We start from the raw sequence: 19,528 nt of genomic DNA, 5'->3' as shown, positions 1-19,528 counted from the left end.
GGAAGCGGGATCGGCTGAAACGGTTAATGATACGTTTTCTTAAGGTGCGCGAGAGGTAGAGAGGAAAGTGCCCGGTAACATCGGCAAGACGGGAATGCGGGAGTACAAAGATAAAAAAGGGAGGCCAGATGCCTCCCTGTGTTTGCTTATGAAACCAGCAACTGGTTCATTCGGCGGATAAATTGGTTCGGATCTTCCAGCGTACCGCGTTCGGCAAACAACGCCTGATCCAGCAACAATTCAACCCATTCGTTAAATTGGGTGTCGTCCTGCGTATCAGCCGCGCGTTTCACCAGTGCGTGATCCGGGTTGAGCTCGAAAATGTATTTTACTTCCGGCGCATTCTGACCCGCAGCGGCGAACAGTTTTGCCATTTGGGTGCTCATCTCATCGGCATCGGTCACCACCACGGCAGGCGTATCGGTCAGACGATGGGTCAAACGCACTTCTTTCACGCGCTCACCGAGCAGAGATTTCACGCGCTCAACGAACGGTTCCAGCGCTTTCTCGGCTTCTTTTGTGCTTTCATCCACTTCGTCTGCCAGTTTGTCCAGCGAGGCGTCGGCCTTGGCAACTGACTGGAACGGCTTACCGTCGAACTCGGTCAGGTAGCTCATCATCCACTCGTCGATGCGATCGGAAAGCAGCAGCACTTCGATGCCTTTCTTACGCAGCAGCTCCAGATGCGGGCTGCTTTTCGCCGCGGCGTAGCTGTCGGCGGTGATGAAGTAGATTTTTTCCTGCCCTTCTTTCATGCGCGACACATACTCTTCCAGCGACACAGTTTGTGCGGAGGAGTCGTTGTGCGTGGAGGCAAAGCGCAGCAGTTTGGCGAGCGTTTCCAGGTTCGCGTGGTCTTCGCCCGCGCCCTCTTTCAGCACCAAGCCAAACTGTTGCCAGAAGGTCTGGTATTTTTCTGCGTCATCTTTCGCCAGTTTTTCCAGCATTTGCAGCACGCGTTTGGTCAGCGCGGTGCGCAGGCTGCGCGTAACGCTGCTGTCCTGCAGGATTTCACGCGAAACGTTGAGCGGCAGGTCGTTAGAATCCACCAGACCACGCACAAAGCGCAGGTAGTTCGGCATGAACTGTTCGGCTTCATCCATGATAAACACGCGCTGAACGTAGAGTTTCAGGCCGTGTTTATGATCGCGGTTCCACATATCCCACGGCGCCTGCGACGGAATGTAAAGCAGGCTGGTGTACTCCTGTTTACCTTCCACACGGTTGTGGCTCCAAATCAGCGGATCGGTAAAATCGTGGGAGATATGTTTGTAGAATTCGTTGTATTCGTCGTCTTTGATTTCCGCTTTGTTACGCGTCCACAGCGCCTGCGCTTTGTTGATCTTCTCCCAGGAAACGACGGTTTCACCGTCTTTCTCTTCCTGTTTTTCGATCTCTACCGGCAGGGCGATATGGTCGGAATATTTGCTGATGATCGAGCGTACACGCCAGTCGTTGAGGAAATCATCTTCCCCTTCACGCAGGTGCAACGTGATTTCGGTGCCGCGATCGGCTTTGGTGATATCGGCAACGGTGTATTCACCCGCACCTTCTGATTCCCAGAACACGCCGTTTTCAGCGCTTTCGCCCGCCGCGCGAGTGCGTACTGTCACTTTATCGGCAACGATAAACGCCGAATAGAAACCAACACCGAACTGACCAATCAACTGGCTGTCTTTCGCCTGATCGGAGCCCATCGACTCCAGAAATGCCTTGGTGCCCGATTTTGCAATCGTCCCCAGATGGTCAATCACTTCATCCCGCGTCATACCAATGCCGTTATCGGCAATGGTCAGCGTACGGTTCTCTTTATCAAAGGAGACGCGTACGTGCAGATCGCCATTGCCTTCGTACAGTTCCGGTTTGGACAGCGCGCGGAAACGCAGTTTGTCCGCCGCATCCGAGGCGTTGGAGATAAGCTCACGCAGGAAAATTTCTTTGTTTGAATAAAGAGAGTGGATCATCAAGTGCAGAAGCTGTTTCACTTCAGACTGAAAACCGCGAGTTTCTTGTCCTTTCATTGGGAAAACCTCAACAATGCCATTTACAAGGTAAAAATACGTTGAGGGAGAAGTGGGGATATTGGCGGGAATTTTCAAGCGGAGGCAAAAATTTCTGCCTCCGTTTGGTTAAAAACGAATCTTGTGACGGCCGGCCAGCGAGTGCGACAACGTCGTCCCGTCAACCATTTCCAGCTCACCGCCCACCGGCACGCCGTGGGCGATACGGCTGGCTTCCACACCATACTGCGCACAAAGCTCAGCAATATAGTTGGCGGTCGCCTCCCCTTCCACCGTCGGATTGGTGGCGAGGATCACTTCCTGGATTTTTTCGGACTCCAGACGCTGCTCCAGCCGGTCAAGGCCAATGTCGTCCGGGCCAATACCGTCGAGCGGTGACAGATGCCCCATCAGCACAAAGTAGCGACCAGAGAATTGCCCGGTCTGCTCAATGGCGTAGATATCTGCCGGGCTTTCCACCACGCAGATTTGACCGTTTTCATGGCGTCGTGGGTTGCTGCAAATGTTGCAGATTTCCTGCTCGGTGAAAGTGCGGCAATCGGCACAGTGGCCGATTTCCGACATCGCCCGAGTGAGCGCCTGTGCCAGCCGCATGCCGCCGCTGCGATCGCGCTGCAACAGCGTAAACGCCATGCGCTGAGCCGACTTCGGGCCAACGCCCGGCAGGCAGCGCAGTGCTTCCATAAGCTGCGTTAACAGCGGGCTGGTCTGCATCAGAACGGCATCTTAAAGCCTGGCGGCAGAGACATCCCGGAAGAGACGGACGCCATTTTCTCTTTCTGCGTTTCGTCAATGCGGCGAGCAGCATCGTTAAAAGCAGCGGCAACCAGATCTTCCAGCATCTCTTTGTCGTCTTCCAGCAGGCTCGGATCGATCTCCACGCGACGGCAGTTATGCGCACCGTTGATGGTCACTTTCACCAGACCTGCGCCCGATTCGCCGGTCACTTCCAGCTGCGCGATCTCTTCCTGCATTTTCTGCATTTTTTCTTGCATCTGCTGGGCCTGTTTCATCAGGTTACCCAGACCGCCTTTTCCAAACATAGGCTTCTCTCTTTAGCTGTGGTGACTGACCAGAGTGATAAGTCACATTCAGGGTTGAAAACGGGTAGCCGCAGCTGCCCGTCAAAGGGGGCGAATACTCTCTTCGTCCAGGTCCGCATCGAAAAAACGTTGCAGCGTCTGGATGTTGTTATCCGCAATGATCGACTCGCGCGCCTGCGCAAGTTTTTCCTCATAGATTGCCTGACGCCACTCCAGCGGCGTACGCACTGCCGGATTATCATCTTCAATGATAGTCAGTTCAACCGCCGCGCCATGTAATTCACTCAGCGCCTCGCCCAGCGTTTTCAACGCACCCTGCGAATTAAGATGGCGCTGCGAGCTGCGCAAATGCAGGCATACCCGTTCGCCGTCCTGCTCTTTCCAGGCGTTCAGCGCCACTTGCTCGACCAGTTTCGGTAATTTGAGCAGGCTGACTTCTTTTGCCCATGCGTCACGTTCAACCGCTTCTTCCGCCAGCTTTTTCGCCAGTTCTGGCGTTTTTTCATGCTCCAGCGCTTTTTTCAACGCTTTTGGCGTGGCGACAACTTCTTTTACCGTTTCCACGACCGTTGTCGCTTTCCAGCGGTAAGCTTCTTTTTTGGCCGGAGCCTGTTCGAGCGCCGACGGTGCCGGGCGCGATTGTACACGCTCGGTTACCGAAGCCAGTCGTTCCAGCGCGGCATTACTCACCGGCCGCGCGCGGGTTGCGGCTGCCGGTTCACTCTTTTTTGCTTTGTCTGCTCCCTGTGCGCGTTGCAGTTGCCTACGCGCCGCCAGTACCTGACTGGTCGCCTCAGGCATCGGCGCATCTTGCGGCGGCACCTGTGAAGGCATTTGCTCTGCTGGCGCAACCTGATGCGGCGAGACAACCGCCGTGGGCGCTACGGGAGCAAAAGATTGTTGTGGCACTTCCGGCGCGGCCAGCGGCATCCGCGGGTGGAAAGCCAGTGCGCGCAGCAGCGTCATCTCGACGCCCATACGCCTGTCTGGCGCAAACGGCAGCTCTTTGCGGCCAATCAGCAGCGTCTGGTAATAGAGCTGTACATCAGCGGGCGGCACCGTGCGAGCCAGTTCGCGCAGACGGTGTTCGACCGGTGCCATATCGCTGCCAAGTGCCGCAGGTGTAAGCTGAACCATCGCGATGCGGTGCAGTAACGTTTGCATTTCCAGCAGCAACGCATCCCACTCGACGCCACGCGAGGCGGCATCGTTCACCAGCGCCATAGCGCGCTCACCGTTAGCGGCGACAACCGCTTCAACCAGCGACAGCGCCTGGTCGTCATTCAGCGTGCCGAGCATTGAACTGACCACGTCGGCGGAAAGCTGACCGTTGCCGCTGGCTATCGCCTGATCGGTCAGACTCAACGCATCACGCAGGCTGCCGTCGGCGGCGCGCGCCAACAGTTGCAGCGCGCGAGGTTCGTGTTCGATCTTCTCGTCATCGAGAATATGTTCGAGCTGGTTACGGATCTGGTCAACATCCAGCGCTTTAAGATGGAACTGCAAGCAACGGGAGAGAATGGTTACCGGCAGTTTTTGCGGGTCGGTGGTCGCCAGCAGAAATTTGACATGCTCGGGCGGTTCTTCCAGCGTCTTTAACAGCGCGTTAAAGCTGTGACGCGAGAGCATATGCACTTCATCGATGAGATAAACTTTGAAACGCCCGCGCGCCGGTGCGTACTGCACGTTATCCAGCAGATCGCGCGTGTCTTCTACTTTGGTACGCGAGGCGGCGTCGATTTCGATCAAATCAACAAAGCGGCCCTGCTCGATTTCACGGCAGTTATCACAGACACCGCACGGTGTGGCGGTGATGCCGGTTTCGCAGTTAAGCCCCTTCGCCAGCAAGCGGGCAATAGAGGTTTTTCCGACACCACGGGTGCCAGAAAACAGATACGCATGATGAATGCGTCCTGAGGATAAGCCGTTCGCCAGTGCGGTCAGCACATGCTCCTGGCCGACGACGTCAGCAAAAGTTTGTGGTCGCCATTTTCGGGCTAAGACCTGATAACTCATTGGCAGGCTCTGAAACGCTGGAAGGTGGATTTACGAAGGGATAATGCTAACACAGCCAGGCTGTGAATACACTCCATCCCTCAGGCGCGAGGAATGGAGGTTAGTGGCATAAACAGCGCGATTAATGCCCCGGGAACGGCACCAGGCTATAGCTGGTAATGCCCTGTTTTTGCAGGCGCTGCTCGCCGCCGAGATCGAACAAATTAATGATAAATGCGGCATCGGTCACTTCGCCACCCAGACGACGAATCAGTTTAACCGTCGCCTCAATGGTGCCGCCCGTTGCCAGCAAATCGTCTACTACCAGCACTTTATCGCCGGGCTGGATCGCATCAACGTGGATCTCTAACTGATCGGTGCCGTACTCCAGCTCATAGCTTTCGGCGATGGTTTCGCGCGGCAGTTTACGCGGTTTGCGCACCGGTACAAAACCAACGCCCAGACCGAGCGCAACCGGGGCGCCAAACAGGAAGCCGCGCGCTTCGGTACCGACAACTTTGGTGATCCCGGCATTTTTATAACGCTCAACCAGCAGTTCAATGCTGAGAGCGTAGGCTTTCGGGTCTTCCAGCAAACTGGTGACATCACGGAACAGGATGCCCGGCTTCGGGTAATCCTGAATGCTTTTGATGCTGTTTTTAAGAAATTCAAGCTGCTGCGCAGTCGCTGTCATGGATTTTTGCCTGATAGAAACGGTATTACTCACGGTGACGCGCGTTGAAGGTTTGATGTAACCACTGATTAACATTTAATCAGCCGCACCCGTGCTCGAAAACGCTCGAATTTACTGGCAGTCCGCCACAATTGCAACTGCCTTCGCTGCGCTTTATGGTTTTTGTTGCTTTGCATCAATCACCGGGATGCGCCACATGAAGAAAAGCAGACAAGCCAGAATGACCAGCAACAGAATACGTACCCACAGCATATTCACGAAATATAATGAAATGGCGAACGTAACAAGAATGACCGCAATTGCGCGCGGCTTCGCGCCCGGCGGCATTGCACGGTACTGTTGCCAGTGGCGCAGGTAGCCGCCAAACCAGGAGCGGTAAAGCAACCACTGGTGAAAACGCGGCGAAGAGCGGGCGAAACACCATGCCGCCAGCAATATAAAAGGGGTGGTTGGGAGCAGCGGCAACACCACGCCGAGCGTACCAAGGGCTACCGCCAACCAGCCTATGATGATTAGAATAGTGCGTTGCATAATGCGAATCGTTATCAGGATGAGCGGCTAATGTAGCATAGTCAGGGTGATTTACAGGGGGAAGACGCGTGAAAAGCGACGTGCTTTTACAGAGGCTGGAACAACAACTCGCGACATTACGCCAGCAGGTCGCACCGCTGGCGCAACACGCCACGGTTAGCGCCCGTTTTGACCGGCATCTTTTTCAAACCCGCAGCACGCGAATGCAATCTTATCTTGATGAAAGTACAGCGAATATGTCGGCGCTACGCCACGCAGTTGAACATGATCGGCTAGAACAAGTGGTCTGGCTGGCGGAACATTTGACCGCGCAAATTGCGGCGTTGACGCGTGAAAGCGCCGTCTGGTCGCTACGCGAGTGGGATCACGCTTCGCCGGGCATCGCGCGCTGGCAGCGCAGGCGCTTGCAGCATCAGGATTACGAGCGCCGTCTGCTGGCGATGAAGCAAGAACGTGAACAGCGTTTGCGCTCAGTGGCTACGCTGGTTGAACAGCAACAGTTGCACAAGGAAGTCGACGCCTTTGCCGACAGGCTTGCTCGCTGCCGCCATGCGCTGGAGAAGATCGAAGGCGTGCTGACGCGCTTAACCCGTTAACCCAGGAGAGAGAATGTCACTGGAAAATGCCCCCGATGAGGTCAAGCTGGCGGTGGATTTAATTATGTTGCTGGAGCAGCATGATATTGCGCCTGAGCTGGTACTCAAGGCGCTGGAGATTGTTAAAAAAGATTTTGAGAACAAACGTCTGGCTTCCCCTCTCCCGTAAGAGAGGGGAACGCGTTTATTGCGCAACCGATGGCGTCGGATCGTCACCTTTTAGCTCACGTTTCACTTCGGTCAGCTCATCACCTTTATCATTTCGCAGGTGCACTTCCAGCTGATTGAAGGCGATATCAATATCATTCTCGCGACACAGTTTATCGATGGTGCGGTTAAGCTCATCCACCGTATAGCTGCGATCGCGCAGTTCACGCACATACAGACGCAGCTCGTGATCCAGCGTACTGGCACCAAAAGTGGTGAAGAAGACGGACGGCTCAGGATCGTGCATCACTTTTGGATGATCCATCGCCGCTTTCAGCAGCACTTTTTTCACCTTGTCGAGGTCCGAACCATACGCCACGCCAATGCGGATCACCACGCGAGTGATGGTATCGGACAATGACCAGTTAATCAGACGCTCGGTGACGAACGCTTTGTTCGGGATGATGACCTCTTTGCGGTCAAAGTCGGTAATGGTCGTCGCACGGATACGGATTTTGCTGACCGTACCGGAGAAAGTACCAATCGTTACCGTATCGCCTATGCGCACCGGGCGTTCAAACAGAATAATCAACCCGGAAACAAAGTTACCGAAAATTTCCTGTAAGCCGAACCCCAGACCCACTGACAAGGCGGCTGCCAGCCATTGCAGTTTATCCCACGACACGCCAAGCGAACCGAACACGGTCAAAGCGCCAACGGCAATGATGATGTAGTTGAGAATGGTGGTGACGGCATACGACGAACCCTGGCGCATATTCAGCCGCGAGAGGATCAACACTTCCAGCAAGCCCGGCAAGTTTCGAATCAGCGCCCATGCCACCACAAAGACAATCACGGCAAACAGCAGGCTGCCAAGCGTCACGCTTTTCGACACCGCCGCACCGGCTTCAGTGCCGTTGTAATGCCACAAGGTGATGCTATCGAGGTAGGCGAACACGGTTATCAAATCAGACCAAATTGCCCAGAACACCACGCCAAACAGCGCCACCATGACCAACATGGTGATACGCAAGGTTTGTTGGTTGACCTGCTCCAGCGCAATGCTCGGTTCTTCTTGTGGTTCAGCCCCTTCCGCGCCCTCTTTCACCATATTCTGCCGACGTGCCAGCGCCCGGCGATATGCAATACGACGCGCCGCCACGCTTAAGCCACGCAGCACCGTTTGGTAAAGCAGGTTCCAGATAATGACCAGATAAACCGTTTCAATCCAGCGCCCGGAGAGGCGCAGCGTGGTGTAGAAATAACCTGTCGCCGTCAGCACCATTAAGGCAATCGGCACAATCGCCAGCACGGTGACCGTCACCAAACGCATGCTGTGCGACTCTTTATCACGCCAGCTTTCGCGGAACATCGGCCACACCAACGCCGTAATCACCAACAGGTTAATCAGAATGACAAATTGTCCAATCACATCATCCATCAGATGTAACGGGGAGAGTTCCGATACCACTGACCAGAAGTGTAGCGGCAATAACGCCAGGCTGATGCGGACAATCTGCCGACGCCAGTGGCTGGTAAGCTGCGCGGGCATATTAAAGTGGCTGACCGCGACGCCGTCTTTTTCCAGCACTTTCCAGCACAGGCCAAATACCAGCCAGAACAGCGCCAGTTTTTTACTGAATGCCCACAGCAGCTCGCTAATATTTAGCTGCATCGTAAGCAGAATCAGGCCGACCGCCAGGATCAGCAAACAGACCGGCAAGGCACGAATGAGATCGATAAGAATCGCTTTCGGCGTATGCAGTTGGCTATCGCCACGCAGTTGCCCAACCTGAGCGGCAAGTTTTGCCTGGTAGCTTTTCAGCCAGCGCAAACGCCAGCGAATCAGCCCGGCAATCAGCAATAGAGGCAAACCGGCCAAGAAAGCAATGGCCACCGCTGGCCAGGCTTTTTCCCAGTTAACGGTAATTTTGGTGCCTTTAATCTGGTCGCGCAGCGCCTGCGGGAAGGATTTGATCCAGTCCCAGTCCATCGGCTTGTTGCTGTTCACCCAGAAGATTTGCTGGGTCAGGATCTCCTGCAAGCTTTTCGACACGCTCATCAACTGCTGCTGATTCACCTGCAAATTGATGGCCATCATCAGTTGGTTACCAAGCTGCTTATTCAACTGATCGAGCAGTTCGCGGCGCATATCCACGACTTGCAACAGTGCATCATGGACTTCGTCGTTCACCTCAGTCTGGTGACCCTCTTCCAGCCTGGCGACAAAGTTATCGCTCTGGAACAGGGCATCGCGCTGCTGATTGATGTCGAACTGTTCAAGACGCAGATCCGCAATACGGTTGGTCATATCTTCCAGTTCATCCGCCGACGGTAAGACCTGCTGCTGTTGGTAGAGAATACGCGACAACAGCAAGCTGCCTTTCAATACGGAAATCTGTTCTTTTATATTGCGCTCAGACTGCAACGCGCGATCGAGCCAGTTTTTCACCTTGATATTTTGCTGCACCAACGCGTTACCGCTCTCTGTGGCGGCAATCAGTTTCTGGCTCAGTTGATGGTTAATATCCAGCTCTTGTTTTACCAGCGGGTTTGCCTGGATGCGCGCCGTTTCGTCTGGCGTAATGGCTTCTTGTGCGGTTTTTTCGGTCAGCGTCAGGCGCTTGCTGTTTACCGCTTCCTGCAATAACTGGAGCTGGTGTTCAAGGCGGTTACTGTTTGCAGTGACGTAATCGCGCTGCTTTTGCAACGTATCTTGCAATACCGTGTTGCCTTCCAGGCTTTTGCGCAGCTGTTCGATCTGCGCATTGAGCAATGCCTGCTGTGCCTGCAACAGGTTTTGCTGCGAAGGACGCAGCGCGCCCTCGCCCGCCACAGTACCGTTCAGACGGTTGCGAATTTGCTGCAGCTGTTGCGAGGCGGAGTACATAGAATTCTGTACACGCTCCGGCTGCGTCTGTAATGACACCAGTTGGCTGTTGTAATTGGATAAATCGTTTTGCGCGGTTTGCAGATCTTCCAGCAATTGTGAAACGCGGGATTCCAGCTGGCGCAGGGAGAGCGAGGCCAGCGTTTTACGCGTCTCGTCGTCGTTGTCTTTATCGTTAAGCGCGTTGAGCGCATCCGTTGCCTGGCGCAATTTGTCCGGCGCTTGTGCAACTTTTTGTTTGAGCAGCGCGGTTTCTTGCTTGACCCGGTCAATTTTGTCGAGCGTGTCCAGCGTCTCCGTTAAATCCTGGATAACCAGTTTATCCTGCGCGGAGTGCGTTTTTTGCTTATTCAGCGCGTCGAGTTGGCTTTGCACATCGGTGCGGGAAGGCAAATCGTTGGTTGTCTGCGCCCGGGCGACGTTACTCGCAAGGCAAATAAAGACAAGAAACAATGCGGCGGCAAAAGCGGCGAACGTATTTCGCATGCGATAGTTGTGCAACATAATTTGAGCGATCGTTTTCTGTTCGGAAAGGCGGCCGGAATAGCCACGCGCGCAAGAATATCACGCTGTTATGCAACAACCTAGCGAAGTAAGAAGCCTCCAGGAGAAATCCTGGCGGCTTGCAATATTATGCCTTGAACGCGTGCTGCTCAGCTCGCAGCGTCGGGCAGAGCTGGCACATCTCCAGCAGGATAGTGACGTAATCACGCGCTTCTTTTTTGAGATCAAAAGATTGCGGAGCAAAGAGCCAGTTTTCCATAATGCCTGAAACATAGGCACGTATAAGCACTGCGACGCGGCGGGTCAATAAATTGTCCGGCAGCAATTTTGCCTGCATACATTCGTGAAGTGTAAGCTCGATTCGATCATAACTTTCGAGGCTCAAATTCCGCTGCGCTTCTTGCACAATTGCCATTTCACCGACAAACTCACATTTGTGAAAAATGATCTCCATCATTAAGCGACGCCGTTCTTCAACAACTGTTGCTTCAAGGATATAAACCAATATTTCTCTTAATACAGAGAGTGGATCGTCAGGGAATTTTGCCCGATACTCAATCTCAAGATCGCCAATACTGGACTCTGATAGCTTCCATATTTCACTAAACAAATCCGACTTGTTTTTGAAGTGCCAGTAAATCGCGCCGCGAGTCACGCCTGCCGCCTGCGCAATTTCAGCCAGTGAAGTTGCAGAAACGCCCTGCTGGGAAAACAGCCGCATGGCAACATCAAGAATATGCTGACGGGTCTCCAGTGCCTGTTGTTTGGTTTTTCGTGCCATATGTTGGTGAATTTACAGGAGTCAGATTTACATACATTTGTGAATGTTTGTACCATAGCACGACCATAATATAAACGCAGCAATGGGTTTTTGGGCCATTGATCCATTGATCAATTTGAAATCGGACACTCGAGGTTTACTTATGAACAAAAACAGAGGGTTAACGCCTCTGGCGGTCGTTCTGATGCTTTCGGGCAGCTTAGCGCTTACAGGATGTGACGAAAAACCTGCACAAAAGGGAGCGGGCCAGATGCCAGAAGTTGGCGTCGTAACGGTCAAAACTGAACCTCTGCAAATCACCACAGAGCTGCCGGGCCGAACCAGTGCGTACCGCATTGCGGAAGTCCGCCCGCAGGTTAGCGGCATTATTTTAAAACGCAACTTCACGGAAGGCAGTGACGTTGAAGCAGGTGTCTCGCTCTATCAGATTGATCCGGCAACTTATCAAGCTGCTTACGACAGCGCGAAAGGTGACCTTGCGAAGGCGCAAGCTGCTGCGAATATCGCGCAGATGACCGTGAATCGCTATAAAAAACTGTTGGGTACCAAGTACATCAGCCAACAGGATTACGACACTGCGCAAGCGGATGCACAGCAGGCTAATGCGACGGTTATCGCCGCAAAGGCAGCGGTTGAAAGCGCGCGCATCAATCTGGCTTACACTAAAGTGACCTCGCCGATTAGCGGCCGTACCGGTACGTCAACCGTAACGGAAGGCGCATTAGTACAGAGCGGGCAAACGACTGCGCTGACTACCGTGCAGCAGCTTGACCCGATCTACGTTGATGTGACCCAGTCGAGCAATGACTTCCTGCGCCTGAAACAAGAGATGGCAAGTGGTTCTCTGAAACAGGAAAACGGCAAAGCGAAAGTGCAGTTAGTCACCAATGACGGCATTCAGTATTCGCAGGCCGGTACGCTGGAGTTCTCCGGTGTGACCGTTGACCAGACCACCGGTTCTATCACGCTGCGTGCGGTGTTCCCGAACCCTGACCACACCCTACTGCCCGGCATGTTTGTGCGCGCCAAGCTTGAAGAAGGTGTGAACCCGAACGCGCTGCTGGTTCCGCAACAAGGCGTTGCCCGTACGCCGCGTGGCGATGCAACAGTGATGGTTGTGGGCGAAGGTGACAAAGTTGAAATCCGTAATATCACTGCGACTCAGGCCATTGGCGACAAATGGCTGGTAACGGATGGCCTGAAAACCGGCGATCGTGTGATCATCACGGGTTTACAAAAAGTCAAACCGGGCGCGCAGGTGAAAGCGCAGGAAGTGACTTCTGACAATAAAGAGCAAGCCCAGGCCGGCGGCCAGTCAGAAAAACCGAAGTCTTAACTTAAACAGGAGCCGTTAAGACATGGCTAAGTTTTTTATCGATCGCCCCATATTTGCGTGGGTTATCGCGATTATCATCATGCTGGCAGGGGCGCTTTCGATCCTCAAATTGCCGGTAGCGCAGTATCCGACGATCGCGCCACCTGCAATTCAGATCACGGCTTCCTACCCAGGTGCTGATGCGAAAACGGTGCAGGACACCGTAACGCAGGTTATCGAACAGAACATGAACGGTATCGATAACCTGCTCTATATGTCCTCTGCCAGTGATTCCTCTGGTACGGTGCAGATCACTATCACCTTCGATTCCGGTACTGATGCGGACATCGCGCAGGTTCAGGTGCAGAACAAACTGCAACTGGCGATGCCGTTGTTACCGCAAGAAGTACAGCAGCAGGGTGTTAGCGTTGAGAAATCATCCAGTAGCTTCCTGATGGTTCTCGGTATGATCAGTACCGATGGTTCAATGACGCAGGAAGATATTGCCGACTACGTGGGCGCGACCATTAAAGATCCGGTCAGCCGTACTGCGGGCGTGGGTGATGTTCAGCTGTTCGGTGCGCAGTATGCGATGCGTATCTGGATGGACCCAAACAAACTCAATAACTTCCAGCTGACGCCGGTTGACGTGATTGCGGCCATTAAAGCGCAGAACGCCCAGGTAGCGGCCGGTCAGTTAGGCGGTACACCGCCGGTGAAAGGACAGCAGTTGAACGCTTCCATCATCGCGCAGACCCGTCTGACGTCGACCGAAGAGTTTGGCAAAATCCTGCTGAAAGTGAACAGCGATGGCTCGCAGGTTCGTCTGCGCGATGTCGCGAAGATCGAGCTGGGCGGTGAAAGCTATGACGTTATCGCCCGCTATAACGGTCAACCGGCAGCAGGTCTGGGGATTAAACTGGCGACCGGCGCGAACGCACTGGATACCGCCGAGGCAGTACGCGGCACGATCGCCAAACTGGAACCGTTCTTCCCGCACGGCCTGAAAGTGGTTTACCCGTACGATACGACCCCGTTCGTTAAGATTTCTATTAACGAAGTGGTGAAAACGCTGGTTGAAGCGATCGTGCTGGTGTTCCTGGTGATGTATCTGTTCCTACAGAACTTCCGCGCAACGCTTATCCCAACCATTGCGGTGCCGGTGGTACTGCTCGGTACTTTCGCCATACTCGCCGCGTTTGGCTACTCGATAAACACCCTCACCATGTTTGGTATGGTGCTGGCGATAGGTCTGCTCGTGGACGATGCCATCGTGGTGGTGGAAAACGTCGAGCGTGTGATGATGGAAGAAGGCTTGCCGCCGAAAGAGGCGACACGCCGCTCGATGGGGCAGATTCAGGGCGCACTGGTTGGTATCGCACTGGTTCTGTCAGCCGTATTTATCCCGATGGCCTTCTTCGGCGGCTCTACCGGCGCTATCTATCGCCAGTTCTCGATCACTATCGTTTCTGCGATGGTGCTCTCCGTACTGGTGGCGTTGATCCTGACGCCAGCACTGTGCGCCACGATGCTGAAACCGGTCGCAAAAGGCGACCACGGCGAAGGCAAAAAAGGCTTCTTCGGCTGGTTCAACCGCATGTTCGAAAAGAGCACGCACCATTACACCGATAGCGTGGGCAATATCCTGCGCAGCACCGGTCGTTATTTGCTGCTCTATATCATTATCGTTGCGGGCATGGCGGTGCTGTTTGTGCGTCTGCCAAGTTCGTTCCTGCCGGATGAAGACCAGGGTGTGTTTCTGACCATGGCTCAGTTGCCTGCGGGTGCGACACAAGAACGTACGCAGAAAGTGCTGGATGAAGTGACGAAGTATTATCTGGAAAACGAGAAAGACAACGTTAATTCCGTCTTTACCGTTAACGGTTTCGGCTTCTCCGGTCGCGGTCAGAACACCGGTCTGGCATTCATTTCGCTGAAAAACTGGGATGAACGTCCAGGTGAAGCGAACAAGGTTCCTGCGATTGCAGGCCGTGCCAGCGCGCACTTTGCGTCGATTAAAGATGCGATGGTCTTCGCCTTTAACCTGCCAGCAATTGTCGAGCTGGGTACGGCTACTGGCTTCGACTTCCAGTTGATCGACCAGGCCAACCTCGGTCATGAGAAGTTAACGCAGGCGCGTAACCAGCTGTTTGGTGAAATCGCGCAGCACCCGGATCTGCTGGTCGGCGTGCGTCCTAACGGGCTTGAAGATACACCGCAATTCAAGATCGATATCGATCAGGAAAAAGCGCAGGCGCTGGGTGTGTCGATTAGCGATATCAACACCACGCTGGGAGCAGCATGGGGCGGTAGCTACGTTAACGACTTCATCGACCGTGGTCGCGTGAAGAAAGTGTACGTGATGTCGCAGGCAAAATACCGCATGCTGCCAAGCGACATCGGTAACTGGTATGTCCGTGCGACCGATGGTCAGATGGTGCCATTCTCAGCCTTCTCCACCACACACTGGGAATATGGCTCACCGCGTCTGGAACGTTACAACGGTTTGCCGTCAATGGAACTTCTTGGCCAGGCGGCTCCGGGTAAAAGTACCGGTGAAGCGATGGCAATGATGGAAGAGCTGGCCAGCAAGTTGCCTACCGGCATCGGCTATGACTGGACGGGGATGTCCTACCAGGAACGTCTCTCCGGTAACCAGGCACCAGCGCTATACGCCATTTCGCTGATTGTGGTCTTCCTCTGTCTGGCAGCACTCTATGAGAGCTGGTCGATTCCGTTCTCGGTCATGCTGGTGGTTCCGCTGGGGGTTGTTGGTGCATTGTTGGCGGCGAGCTTCCGTGGCCTGACCAATGACGTGTACTTCCAGGTAGGCCTGCTGACAACCATTGGCTTGTCGGCGAAGAACGCGATACTTATCGTCGAATTCGCCAAGGATCTCATGGATAAAGAGGGCAAAGGGCTGATAGAAGCGACGCTTGAAGCGGTACGTATGCGTTTGCGCCCGATTCTGATGACGTCTCTGGCGTTTATCCTTGGTGTACTGCCGTTGGTTATCAGCTCCGGTGCAGGTTCCGGCGCGCAAAACGCCGTAGGTACCGGCGTAATGGGCGGGATGATCACCGCAACCGTACTGGCTATCTTCTTCGTTCCGGTGTTCTTTGTGGTGGTCCGCCGCCGCTTTAGCCGCCGCGAAGATATAGAACACAGCCACAAGGTTGAGCAGCAGTAAGTTTCTCAGTTTCTATATTAGAAAAGGCCGCGCTTAGCGGCCTTTTTCACATCAACTCATCCGTCCATAAACGGTCATTAAAAGCATTTATTGTCTGTTTGTTTATTTTATGCTGCGAATATAAGGCATATAATTACTGTGTATTTGCAATACAAGTTTGATGGCCAGGTAATACTCTTAATTAGTGGGTACAATCAGTTTAAGTCAGAAAAATCCTGGTATAAAAATATTCCTATTTGAGGAATAATCTCAATAGCGCTAACTTAATGAATCGTAAGGATGCGCGAACAATAAAGCGCATAAACGCAACATTTTATCTCCATTGAGTTGATTGCTATTTCGTCCATTTTGGACTGGAAAACATATTATTTGTAATTTTTCATGATGGCACCATGAAATCCTTTTCAGACTAGCTTATAGTTATATCAACATCATAAAGCAGCCTGTGTCTCTGGTCAGAGCAGAAGTTTCCCATCCTGAAACAGCCTTTGGTTAGTAAAAAAATTACCACTCAGAAGGGGATGCGTTATGGACGAATACTCGCCGAAAAGGCATGATATCGCGCAGCTCAAATTTCTCTGCGAAACGTTGTACCATGACTGTCTCGCTAATCTTGAAGAGAGCCATCATGGGTGGGTTAACGATCCTACCTCGGCAATCAATTTGCAGTTAAACGAGCTGATAGAACACATAGCCACTTTCGCACTTAATTATAAAATTAAGTACAATGAAGATAATAAGCTGATTGAACTGATAGACGAATACCTTGACGATACGTTTATGTTGTTCAGTAGCTATGGCATAAATACACACGACTTACAGAAATGGCGTAAAACAGGTAACAAATTGTTCCGCAGTTTCGTCAATGTAAGCAAGGCTAATCCTGTTAGCCACTCTTGTTAGTTTTTCAACACTAAGGTGAAGGTATGTCCGAAAAACCATTAACAAAAATTGATTATTTGATGCGCTTAAGACGCTGTCAGACAATTGATACCCTTGAACGTGTAATTGAAAAAAATAAATACGAACTTCCCGACGAGGAACTCGCGGTGTTTTATTCAGCAGCGGATCATCGTCTGGCAGAACTGACCATGAATAAGCTTTATGACAAAATCCCCTCCTCCGTGTGGAAATTTGTGCGTTAATTCTCCTGAAAGTTTATTGAAGGTTTTCTTTATCGCGACATGGCGTTCAACCTTGGTGACAGGTGTATCCGCTCCCAATGAATGATGAAAAACAAAAAATGACAGCCGGTTTGCCCTACCGTCCGTCTGATGAAACCTTGCGTTCCGACCGCCTGCACGCGCGGCAATTGCTTCATCGCTATAACCATTCACGCCCGGATGAAAAAGCTGAACGTAAAGTCATCCTCAAAGAACTTCTTGGCCAAAGTGAAGAGGCTTATATCGAACCCAGTTTCCGCTGCGACTATGGGTACAATATTTTCCTCGGTAAGGCGTTTTACGCTAATTTTGATTGCGTGATGCTCGATGTCTGCCCTATTCATATCGGCGACAATTGCATGCTGGCGCCCGGCGTACATATCTACACGGCAACACATCCAGTTGATGCCGCTGAACGCATAAGCGGCATTGAATATGGAAAACCCGTCACCATTGGTCACAATGTGTGGATTGGCGGGCGATCGGTGATTAATCCTGGTGTCACTATCGGGGATAATGCCGTCATTGCTTCCGGTGCGGTTGTCGTAAAAGATGTACCGCCCAATGTGGTCGTCGGTGGTAACCCGGCGCAAATCATCAAGACATTGCCCACCGCCGCGCTGTAACTGTTATCGTTTTTTGTGATGAAACTGTTACTTTTTTCATACATAGTGGCAACTTAAAATAGGCTGTCCACCTGCAAAACAGTATCAACAAAGGCGTAAGATGACAGAGATACAGCGGCTGCTCACCGAAACGATTGAAGAGATAAATCAGCGCGAGAAACGAGATAACCGGCCGCGCTTCAGCATCAGTTTTATTCGCAATCACCCCGGCTTGTTTATCGGTATGTATCTGGCCTGGCTTGCTACGCTCGCCGTGATGCTGCAATCCGAAACGCTCTCCGGTTCAGTATGGTTGCTGGTTGTCCTGTTCGTCGTGCTGAACGGTTTTTTCTTTTTCGATGTTTACCCGCGCTACAACTACGACGATATCGATGTTCTCGATTTCCGCGTCTGTTATAACGGCGAGTGGTACAACACCCGTTTTGTGCCTGACGGTTTGATTGAGGCTATTCTTCATTCGCCGAAAGTGGATGACGAACACAAAGCGCAGCTACAGAAAATGGTTGAGCGTAAAGGCGAACTCTCTTTTTACGATGTCTTCACCCTTACCCGCCCTGCTGGCGCACAATCAGCCGGTTAAGCGCACTCACCGCCGCCGGAAACCGCGCGGCGGAGGTATTACCGTAACCCAGAACCAGCCCACTTGATGCCGCGTTTTGCTTAAGCCAGAAACGGCTTAATGCATGCGGCGCAAGTTGCAGTTTGTGCGCTTCGCGGACAAGAGCTTGATCGTCAATTCCCGGAATCGACAACGCTAAATGCAGCCCCCCGCCACCGCCATAAATATGATGATCAACCCGCATTTCACGGTGTAACGCCTCCAACAAATGTGCCTGTCGCTTGCGGTAGAGACGCCGCATCGCCGCCAAATGACGCGTGTAGTGTCCCTCTTCAATAAAACGCGCCAGCGTCAGTTGCTCTGCCCGGTGCCCTCCGCGCAATAAACTGCCGATAACCGGCACAGCAGCCTGCGCCAACGCGGGCGGCATGACCATGAAACCAATACGCAGCGAGGGAAACAGTGTCTTGCTGAACGTACCGATATAAACCACCGGCGGATGAGCCACCATGCCGAGCATTGCCGGAATAGGCTCTCCGGGATAACGGAACTCGCTGTCGTAATCGTCCTCGATAATCCAGCTCCCCGTGCGGCTGGCATAATCCAGCAGCGCCAGCCGCCGGGTTGCACTCATCACCTGGCCTAAGGGATATTGATGCGACGGCGAGGTGTAAATAATGCGCGGCGTGGCTGCCGTAACATCCAGCCTCATTCCTTCATTATCGACACTGATTCCTGTGACATTTAACCCTGCCGATAAAAACGCGCTTTTTGCCCCGCCATAACCGGGCTCCTCGACCCACGCTTCATCACCGGCATCGCACAACAAACGCACACACAACATCAGTGCTTCCTGCGCACCTTCAGTGATGACAATCTGTTCAGCATCACAATGAATACCGCGGGAAATCGCCAGATGACGCGCAATCGCCATGCGCAGGCGCAGTTCGCCGGCAGACGCGCCATAACTCAGCAACGTGTTGCCCTCATCACGCCATACCCGCTCCGTAAGCCGCCGCCAGATAGCAAGCGGAAAATAGTTAGCGGCGGGAATGCCGGGAGTGAATGCCAGTGCGGGTGAATAACGCTGAACACCACCAGGCAGTTGTTGTACGCCGCGAGCCAGCCTGACCGATGGCGGCGTCAGCGGTGAGCGTTTAACATTTGCCGGTGTGGCGACACGCGTCCCTTGCCGGTCGCGCAATACATATCCTTCCACAGCCAGTTGCTCAAGCGCCGTGTTAACGGTATTGCGCGAAAGCACCAACGCCTGCGCCAACACGCGCGAACCCGGCAACAGGCTACCCGATTTTAACTTGCCATTCAGTATCGCATCACGCAGCGCCATATAAACCGTCCGCTGCAGCGTCGCCCCCGCGCGCGCCGCCAGCGGCTGGCGCAGTAGCGCATATAACTCATCGTCCGGAATGTTCATTTTACGCTCTCAATCGTGGCCCCATAAGACTATAGCGG

17 protein-coding genes and 1 other annotated feature are annotated in these 19,528 nt (G+C 53.2%); of the genes, 8 read left to right on the top strand and 9 right to left on the bottom strand.

The genetic code is table 11. The features are described from left to right. Window positions 1-146 precede the first annotated feature (146 nt). From htpG to E0L21_RS00195, 6 genes are all read right to left on the bottom strand, one after another. Window positions 147-2,021 carry a molecular chaperone HtpG gene (htpG, locus tag E0L21_RS00220; protein ID WP_131406069.1) on the bottom strand — a complete coding sequence of 625 codons (1,875 nt, stop codon included), beginning with the start codon at window positions 2,019-2,021 and terminating at the stop codon, window positions 147-149. A 108-nt stretch (window positions 2,022-2,129) separates the two neighbouring features. Next, the gene (gene recR / locus E0L21_RS00215; protein ID WP_131406068.1) at window positions 2,130-2,735 is read right to left on the bottom strand and encodes a recombination mediator RecR; all 606 of its coding nucleotides are present in this window, start codon (window positions 2,733-2,735) and stop codon (window positions 2,130-2,132) included. Next, window positions 2,735-3,064, bottom strand: coding sequence for a YbaB/EbfC family nucleoid-associated protein (locus tag E0L21_RS00210; protein ID WP_007373594.1), 330 nt, complete (start codon window positions 3,062-3,064; stop codon window positions 2,735-2,737). The genes recR and E0L21_RS00210 overlap by 1 nt, the downstream gene beginning before the upstream one ends. Window positions 3,065-3,145: 81 nt before the next feature. Continuing rightward, entirely contained in the window at window positions 3,146-5,080 is a 1,935-nt protein-coding gene (dnaX, locus tag E0L21_RS00205; protein WP_131406067.1) for a DNA polymerase III subunit gamma/tau, read from the bottom strand. Then, window positions 3,749-3,813, bottom strand: a sequence feature (DnaX frameshifting element). (Overlaps the previous gene by 65 nt.) A gap of 121 nt (window positions 5,081-5,201) precedes the next feature. Continuing rightward, a complete protein-coding gene (gene apt / locus E0L21_RS00200) occupies window positions 5,202-5,753 on the bottom strand; it encodes an adenine phosphoribosyltransferase (protein ID WP_017459999.1) in 552 nt (183 codons plus the stop codon). Window positions 5,754-5,906: 153 nt separating this feature from the next. After that, complete coding sequence (locus E0L21_RS00195) at window positions 5,907-6,284, bottom strand: DUF454 family protein (RefSeq protein ID WP_017459998.1); 378 nt, start codon at window positions 6,282-6,284, stop codon at window positions 5,907-5,909. Window positions 6,285-6,352: 68 nt separating this feature from the next. Between E0L21_RS00195 and priC the strand changes: the two genes are divergently transcribed. Both priC and rsmS read left to right on the top strand, forming a co-directional pair. Beyond that, window positions 6,353-6,880, top strand: coding sequence for a primosomal replication protein N'' (priC, locus tag E0L21_RS00190; protein ID WP_131406066.1), 528 nt, complete (start codon window positions 6,353-6,355; stop codon window positions 6,878-6,880). A 13-nt stretch (window positions 6,881-6,893) separates the two neighbouring features. Beyond that, entirely contained in the window at window positions 6,894-7,049 is a 156-nt protein-coding gene (gene rsmS, locus E0L21_RS00185) for a pleiotropic regulatory protein RsmS (protein ID WP_131406065.1), read from the top strand. A gap of 15 nt (window positions 7,050-7,064) precedes the next feature. Here the strand turns inward: rsmS and mscK are convergent, their stop codons facing one another. Next, a complete protein-coding gene (gene mscK / locus E0L21_RS00180) occupies window positions 7,065-10,403 on the bottom strand; it encodes a mechanosensitive channel MscK (protein ID WP_380207433.1) in 3,339 nt (1,112 codons plus the stop codon). A gap of 145 nt (window positions 10,404-10,548) precedes the next feature. Then, the gene (gene acrR / locus E0L21_RS00175) at window positions 10,549-11,202 is read right to left on the bottom strand and encodes a multidrug efflux transporter transcriptional repressor AcrR (protein WP_131406063.1); all 654 of its coding nucleotides are present in this window, start codon (window positions 11,200-11,202) and stop codon (window positions 10,549-10,551) included. A 142-nt stretch (window positions 11,203-11,344) separates the two neighbouring features. Between acrR and acrA the strand changes: the two genes are divergently transcribed. The 6 genes from acrA (at window position 11,345) to E0L21_RS00140 (ending at window position 18,076) form a co-directional block, all read left to right on the top strand. Further along, window positions 11,345-12,538 (top strand): multidrug efflux RND transporter periplasmic adaptor subunit AcrA, encoded by a 1,194-nt coding sequence (acrA, locus tag E0L21_RS00170; RefSeq protein ID WP_131406062.1) that lies wholly within the window; start codon window positions 11,345-11,347, stop codon window positions 12,536-12,538. A 22-nt stretch (window positions 12,539-12,560) separates the two neighbouring features. Continuing rightward, complete coding sequence (gene acrB, locus E0L21_RS00165; protein ID WP_131406061.1) at window positions 12,561-15,707, top strand: multidrug efflux RND transporter permease subunit AcrB; 3,147 nt, start codon at window positions 12,561-12,563, stop codon at window positions 15,705-15,707. Between the two features lie 528 nt (window positions 15,708-16,235). Next, the gene (tomB, locus tag E0L21_RS00160; protein WP_131406060.1) at window positions 16,236-16,610 is read left to right on the top strand and encodes an Hha toxicity modulator TomB; all 375 of its coding nucleotides are present in this window, start codon (window positions 16,236-16,238) and stop codon (window positions 16,608-16,610) included. A gap of 23 nt (window positions 16,611-16,633) precedes the next feature. Further along, window positions 16,634-16,852: an HHA domain-containing protein gene (locus tag E0L21_RS00155; protein WP_017459990.1), complete on the top strand. Its 219-nt coding sequence runs from the start codon at window positions 16,634-16,636 to the stop codon at window positions 16,850-16,852. Window positions 16,853-16,929: 77 nt separating this feature from the next. Continuing rightward, complete coding sequence (gene maa / locus E0L21_RS00150; RefSeq protein WP_131406059.1) at window positions 16,930-17,496, top strand: maltose O-acetyltransferase; 567 nt, start codon at window positions 16,930-16,932, stop codon at window positions 17,494-17,496. Between the two features lie 100 nt (window positions 17,497-17,596). Further along, on the top strand, window positions 17,597-18,076 hold the full coding sequence (locus tag E0L21_RS00140; protein WP_131406057.1) for a YlaC family protein: 480 nt from the start codon (window positions 17,597-17,599) through the stop codon (window positions 18,074-18,076). Here the strand turns inward: E0L21_RS00140 and pdxR are convergent. Then, a complete protein-coding gene (gene pdxR, locus E0L21_RS00135) occupies window positions 18,042-19,490 on the bottom strand; it encodes a MocR-like pyridoxine biosynthesis transcription factor PdxR (RefSeq protein ID WP_131406056.1) in 1,449 nt (482 codons plus the stop codon). The two genes, E0L21_RS00140 and pdxR, sit on opposite strands and share 35 nt — an antisense overlap. Between the last annotated feature and the right edge of the window lie 38 nt (window positions 19,491-19,528).

It is taken from the genome of Kosakonia quasisacchari (genome assembly GCF_004331415.1).
Lineage (GTDB): Bacteria > Pseudomonadota > Gammaproteobacteria > Enterobacterales > Enterobacteriaceae > Kosakonia > Kosakonia quasisacchari.
Note: the sequence above shows the minus strand (reverse complement) of the source record. Positions and strands in the feature narration are given on the sequence as shown.

What these genes read in the sequence shown, in the direction of transcription:
- maa (WP_131406059.1), top strand. Translation starts at nt 16,930, where the DNA reads ATGAATGATGAAAAACAAAAAATGACAGCCGGTTTGCCCTACCGTCCG.
- pdxR (WP_131406056.1), bottom strand. Translation starts at nt 19,490, where the DNA reads ATGAACATTCCGGACGATGAGTTATATGCGCTACTGCGCCAGCCGCTG.
- apt (WP_017459999.1), bottom strand. Translation starts at nt 5,753, where the DNA reads ATGACAGCGACTGCGCAGCAGCTTGAATTTCTTAAAAACAGCATCAAA.
- tomB (WP_131406060.1), top strand. Translation starts at nt 16,236, where the DNA reads ATGGACGAATACTCGCCGAAAAGGCATGATATCGCGCAGCTCAAATTT.
- E0L21_RS00210 (WP_007373594.1), bottom strand. Translation starts at nt 3,064, where the DNA reads ATGTTTGGAAAAGGCGGTCTGGGTAACCTGATGAAACAGGCCCAGCAG.
- E0L21_RS00155 (WP_017459990.1), top strand. Translation starts at nt 16,634, where the DNA reads ATGTCCGAAAAACCATTAACAAAAATTGATTATTTGATGCGCTTAAGA.
- acrA (WP_131406062.1), top strand. Translation starts at nt 11,345, where the DNA reads ATGAACAAAAACAGAGGGTTAACGCCTCTGGCGGTCGTTCTGATGCTT.
- recR (WP_131406068.1), bottom strand. Translation starts at nt 2,735, where the DNA reads ATGCAGACCAGCCCGCTGTTAACGCAGCTTATGGAAGCACTGCGCTGC.
- htpG (WP_131406069.1), bottom strand. Translation starts at nt 2,021, where the DNA reads ATGAAAGGACAAGAAACTCGCGGTTTTCAGTCTGAAGTGAAACAGCTT.
- E0L21_RS00195 (WP_017459998.1), bottom strand. Translation starts at nt 6,284, where the DNA reads ATGCAACGCACTATTCTAATCATCATAGGCTGGTTGGCGGTAGCCCTT.
- mscK (WP_380207433.1), bottom strand. Translation starts at nt 10,403, where the DNA reads ATGCGAAATACGTTCGCCGCTTTTGCCGCCGCATTGTTTCTTGTCTTT.
- E0L21_RS00140 (WP_131406057.1), top strand. Translation starts at nt 17,597, where the DNA reads ATGACAGAGATACAGCGGCTGCTCACCGAAACGATTGAAGAGATAAAT.
- acrB (WP_131406061.1), top strand. Translation starts at nt 12,561, where the DNA reads ATGGCTAAGTTTTTTATCGATCGCCCCATATTTGCGTGGGTTATCGCG.
- dnaX (WP_131406067.1), bottom strand. Translation starts at nt 5,080, where the DNA reads ATGAGTTATCAGGTCTTAGCCCGAAAATGGCGACCACAAACTTTTGCT.
- rsmS (WP_131406065.1), top strand. Translation starts at nt 6,894, where the DNA reads ATGTCACTGGAAAATGCCCCCGATGAGGTCAAGCTGGCGGTGGATTTA.
- acrR (WP_131406063.1), bottom strand. Translation starts at nt 11,202, where the DNA reads ATGGCACGAAAAACCAAACAACAGGCACTGGAGACCCGTCAGCATATT.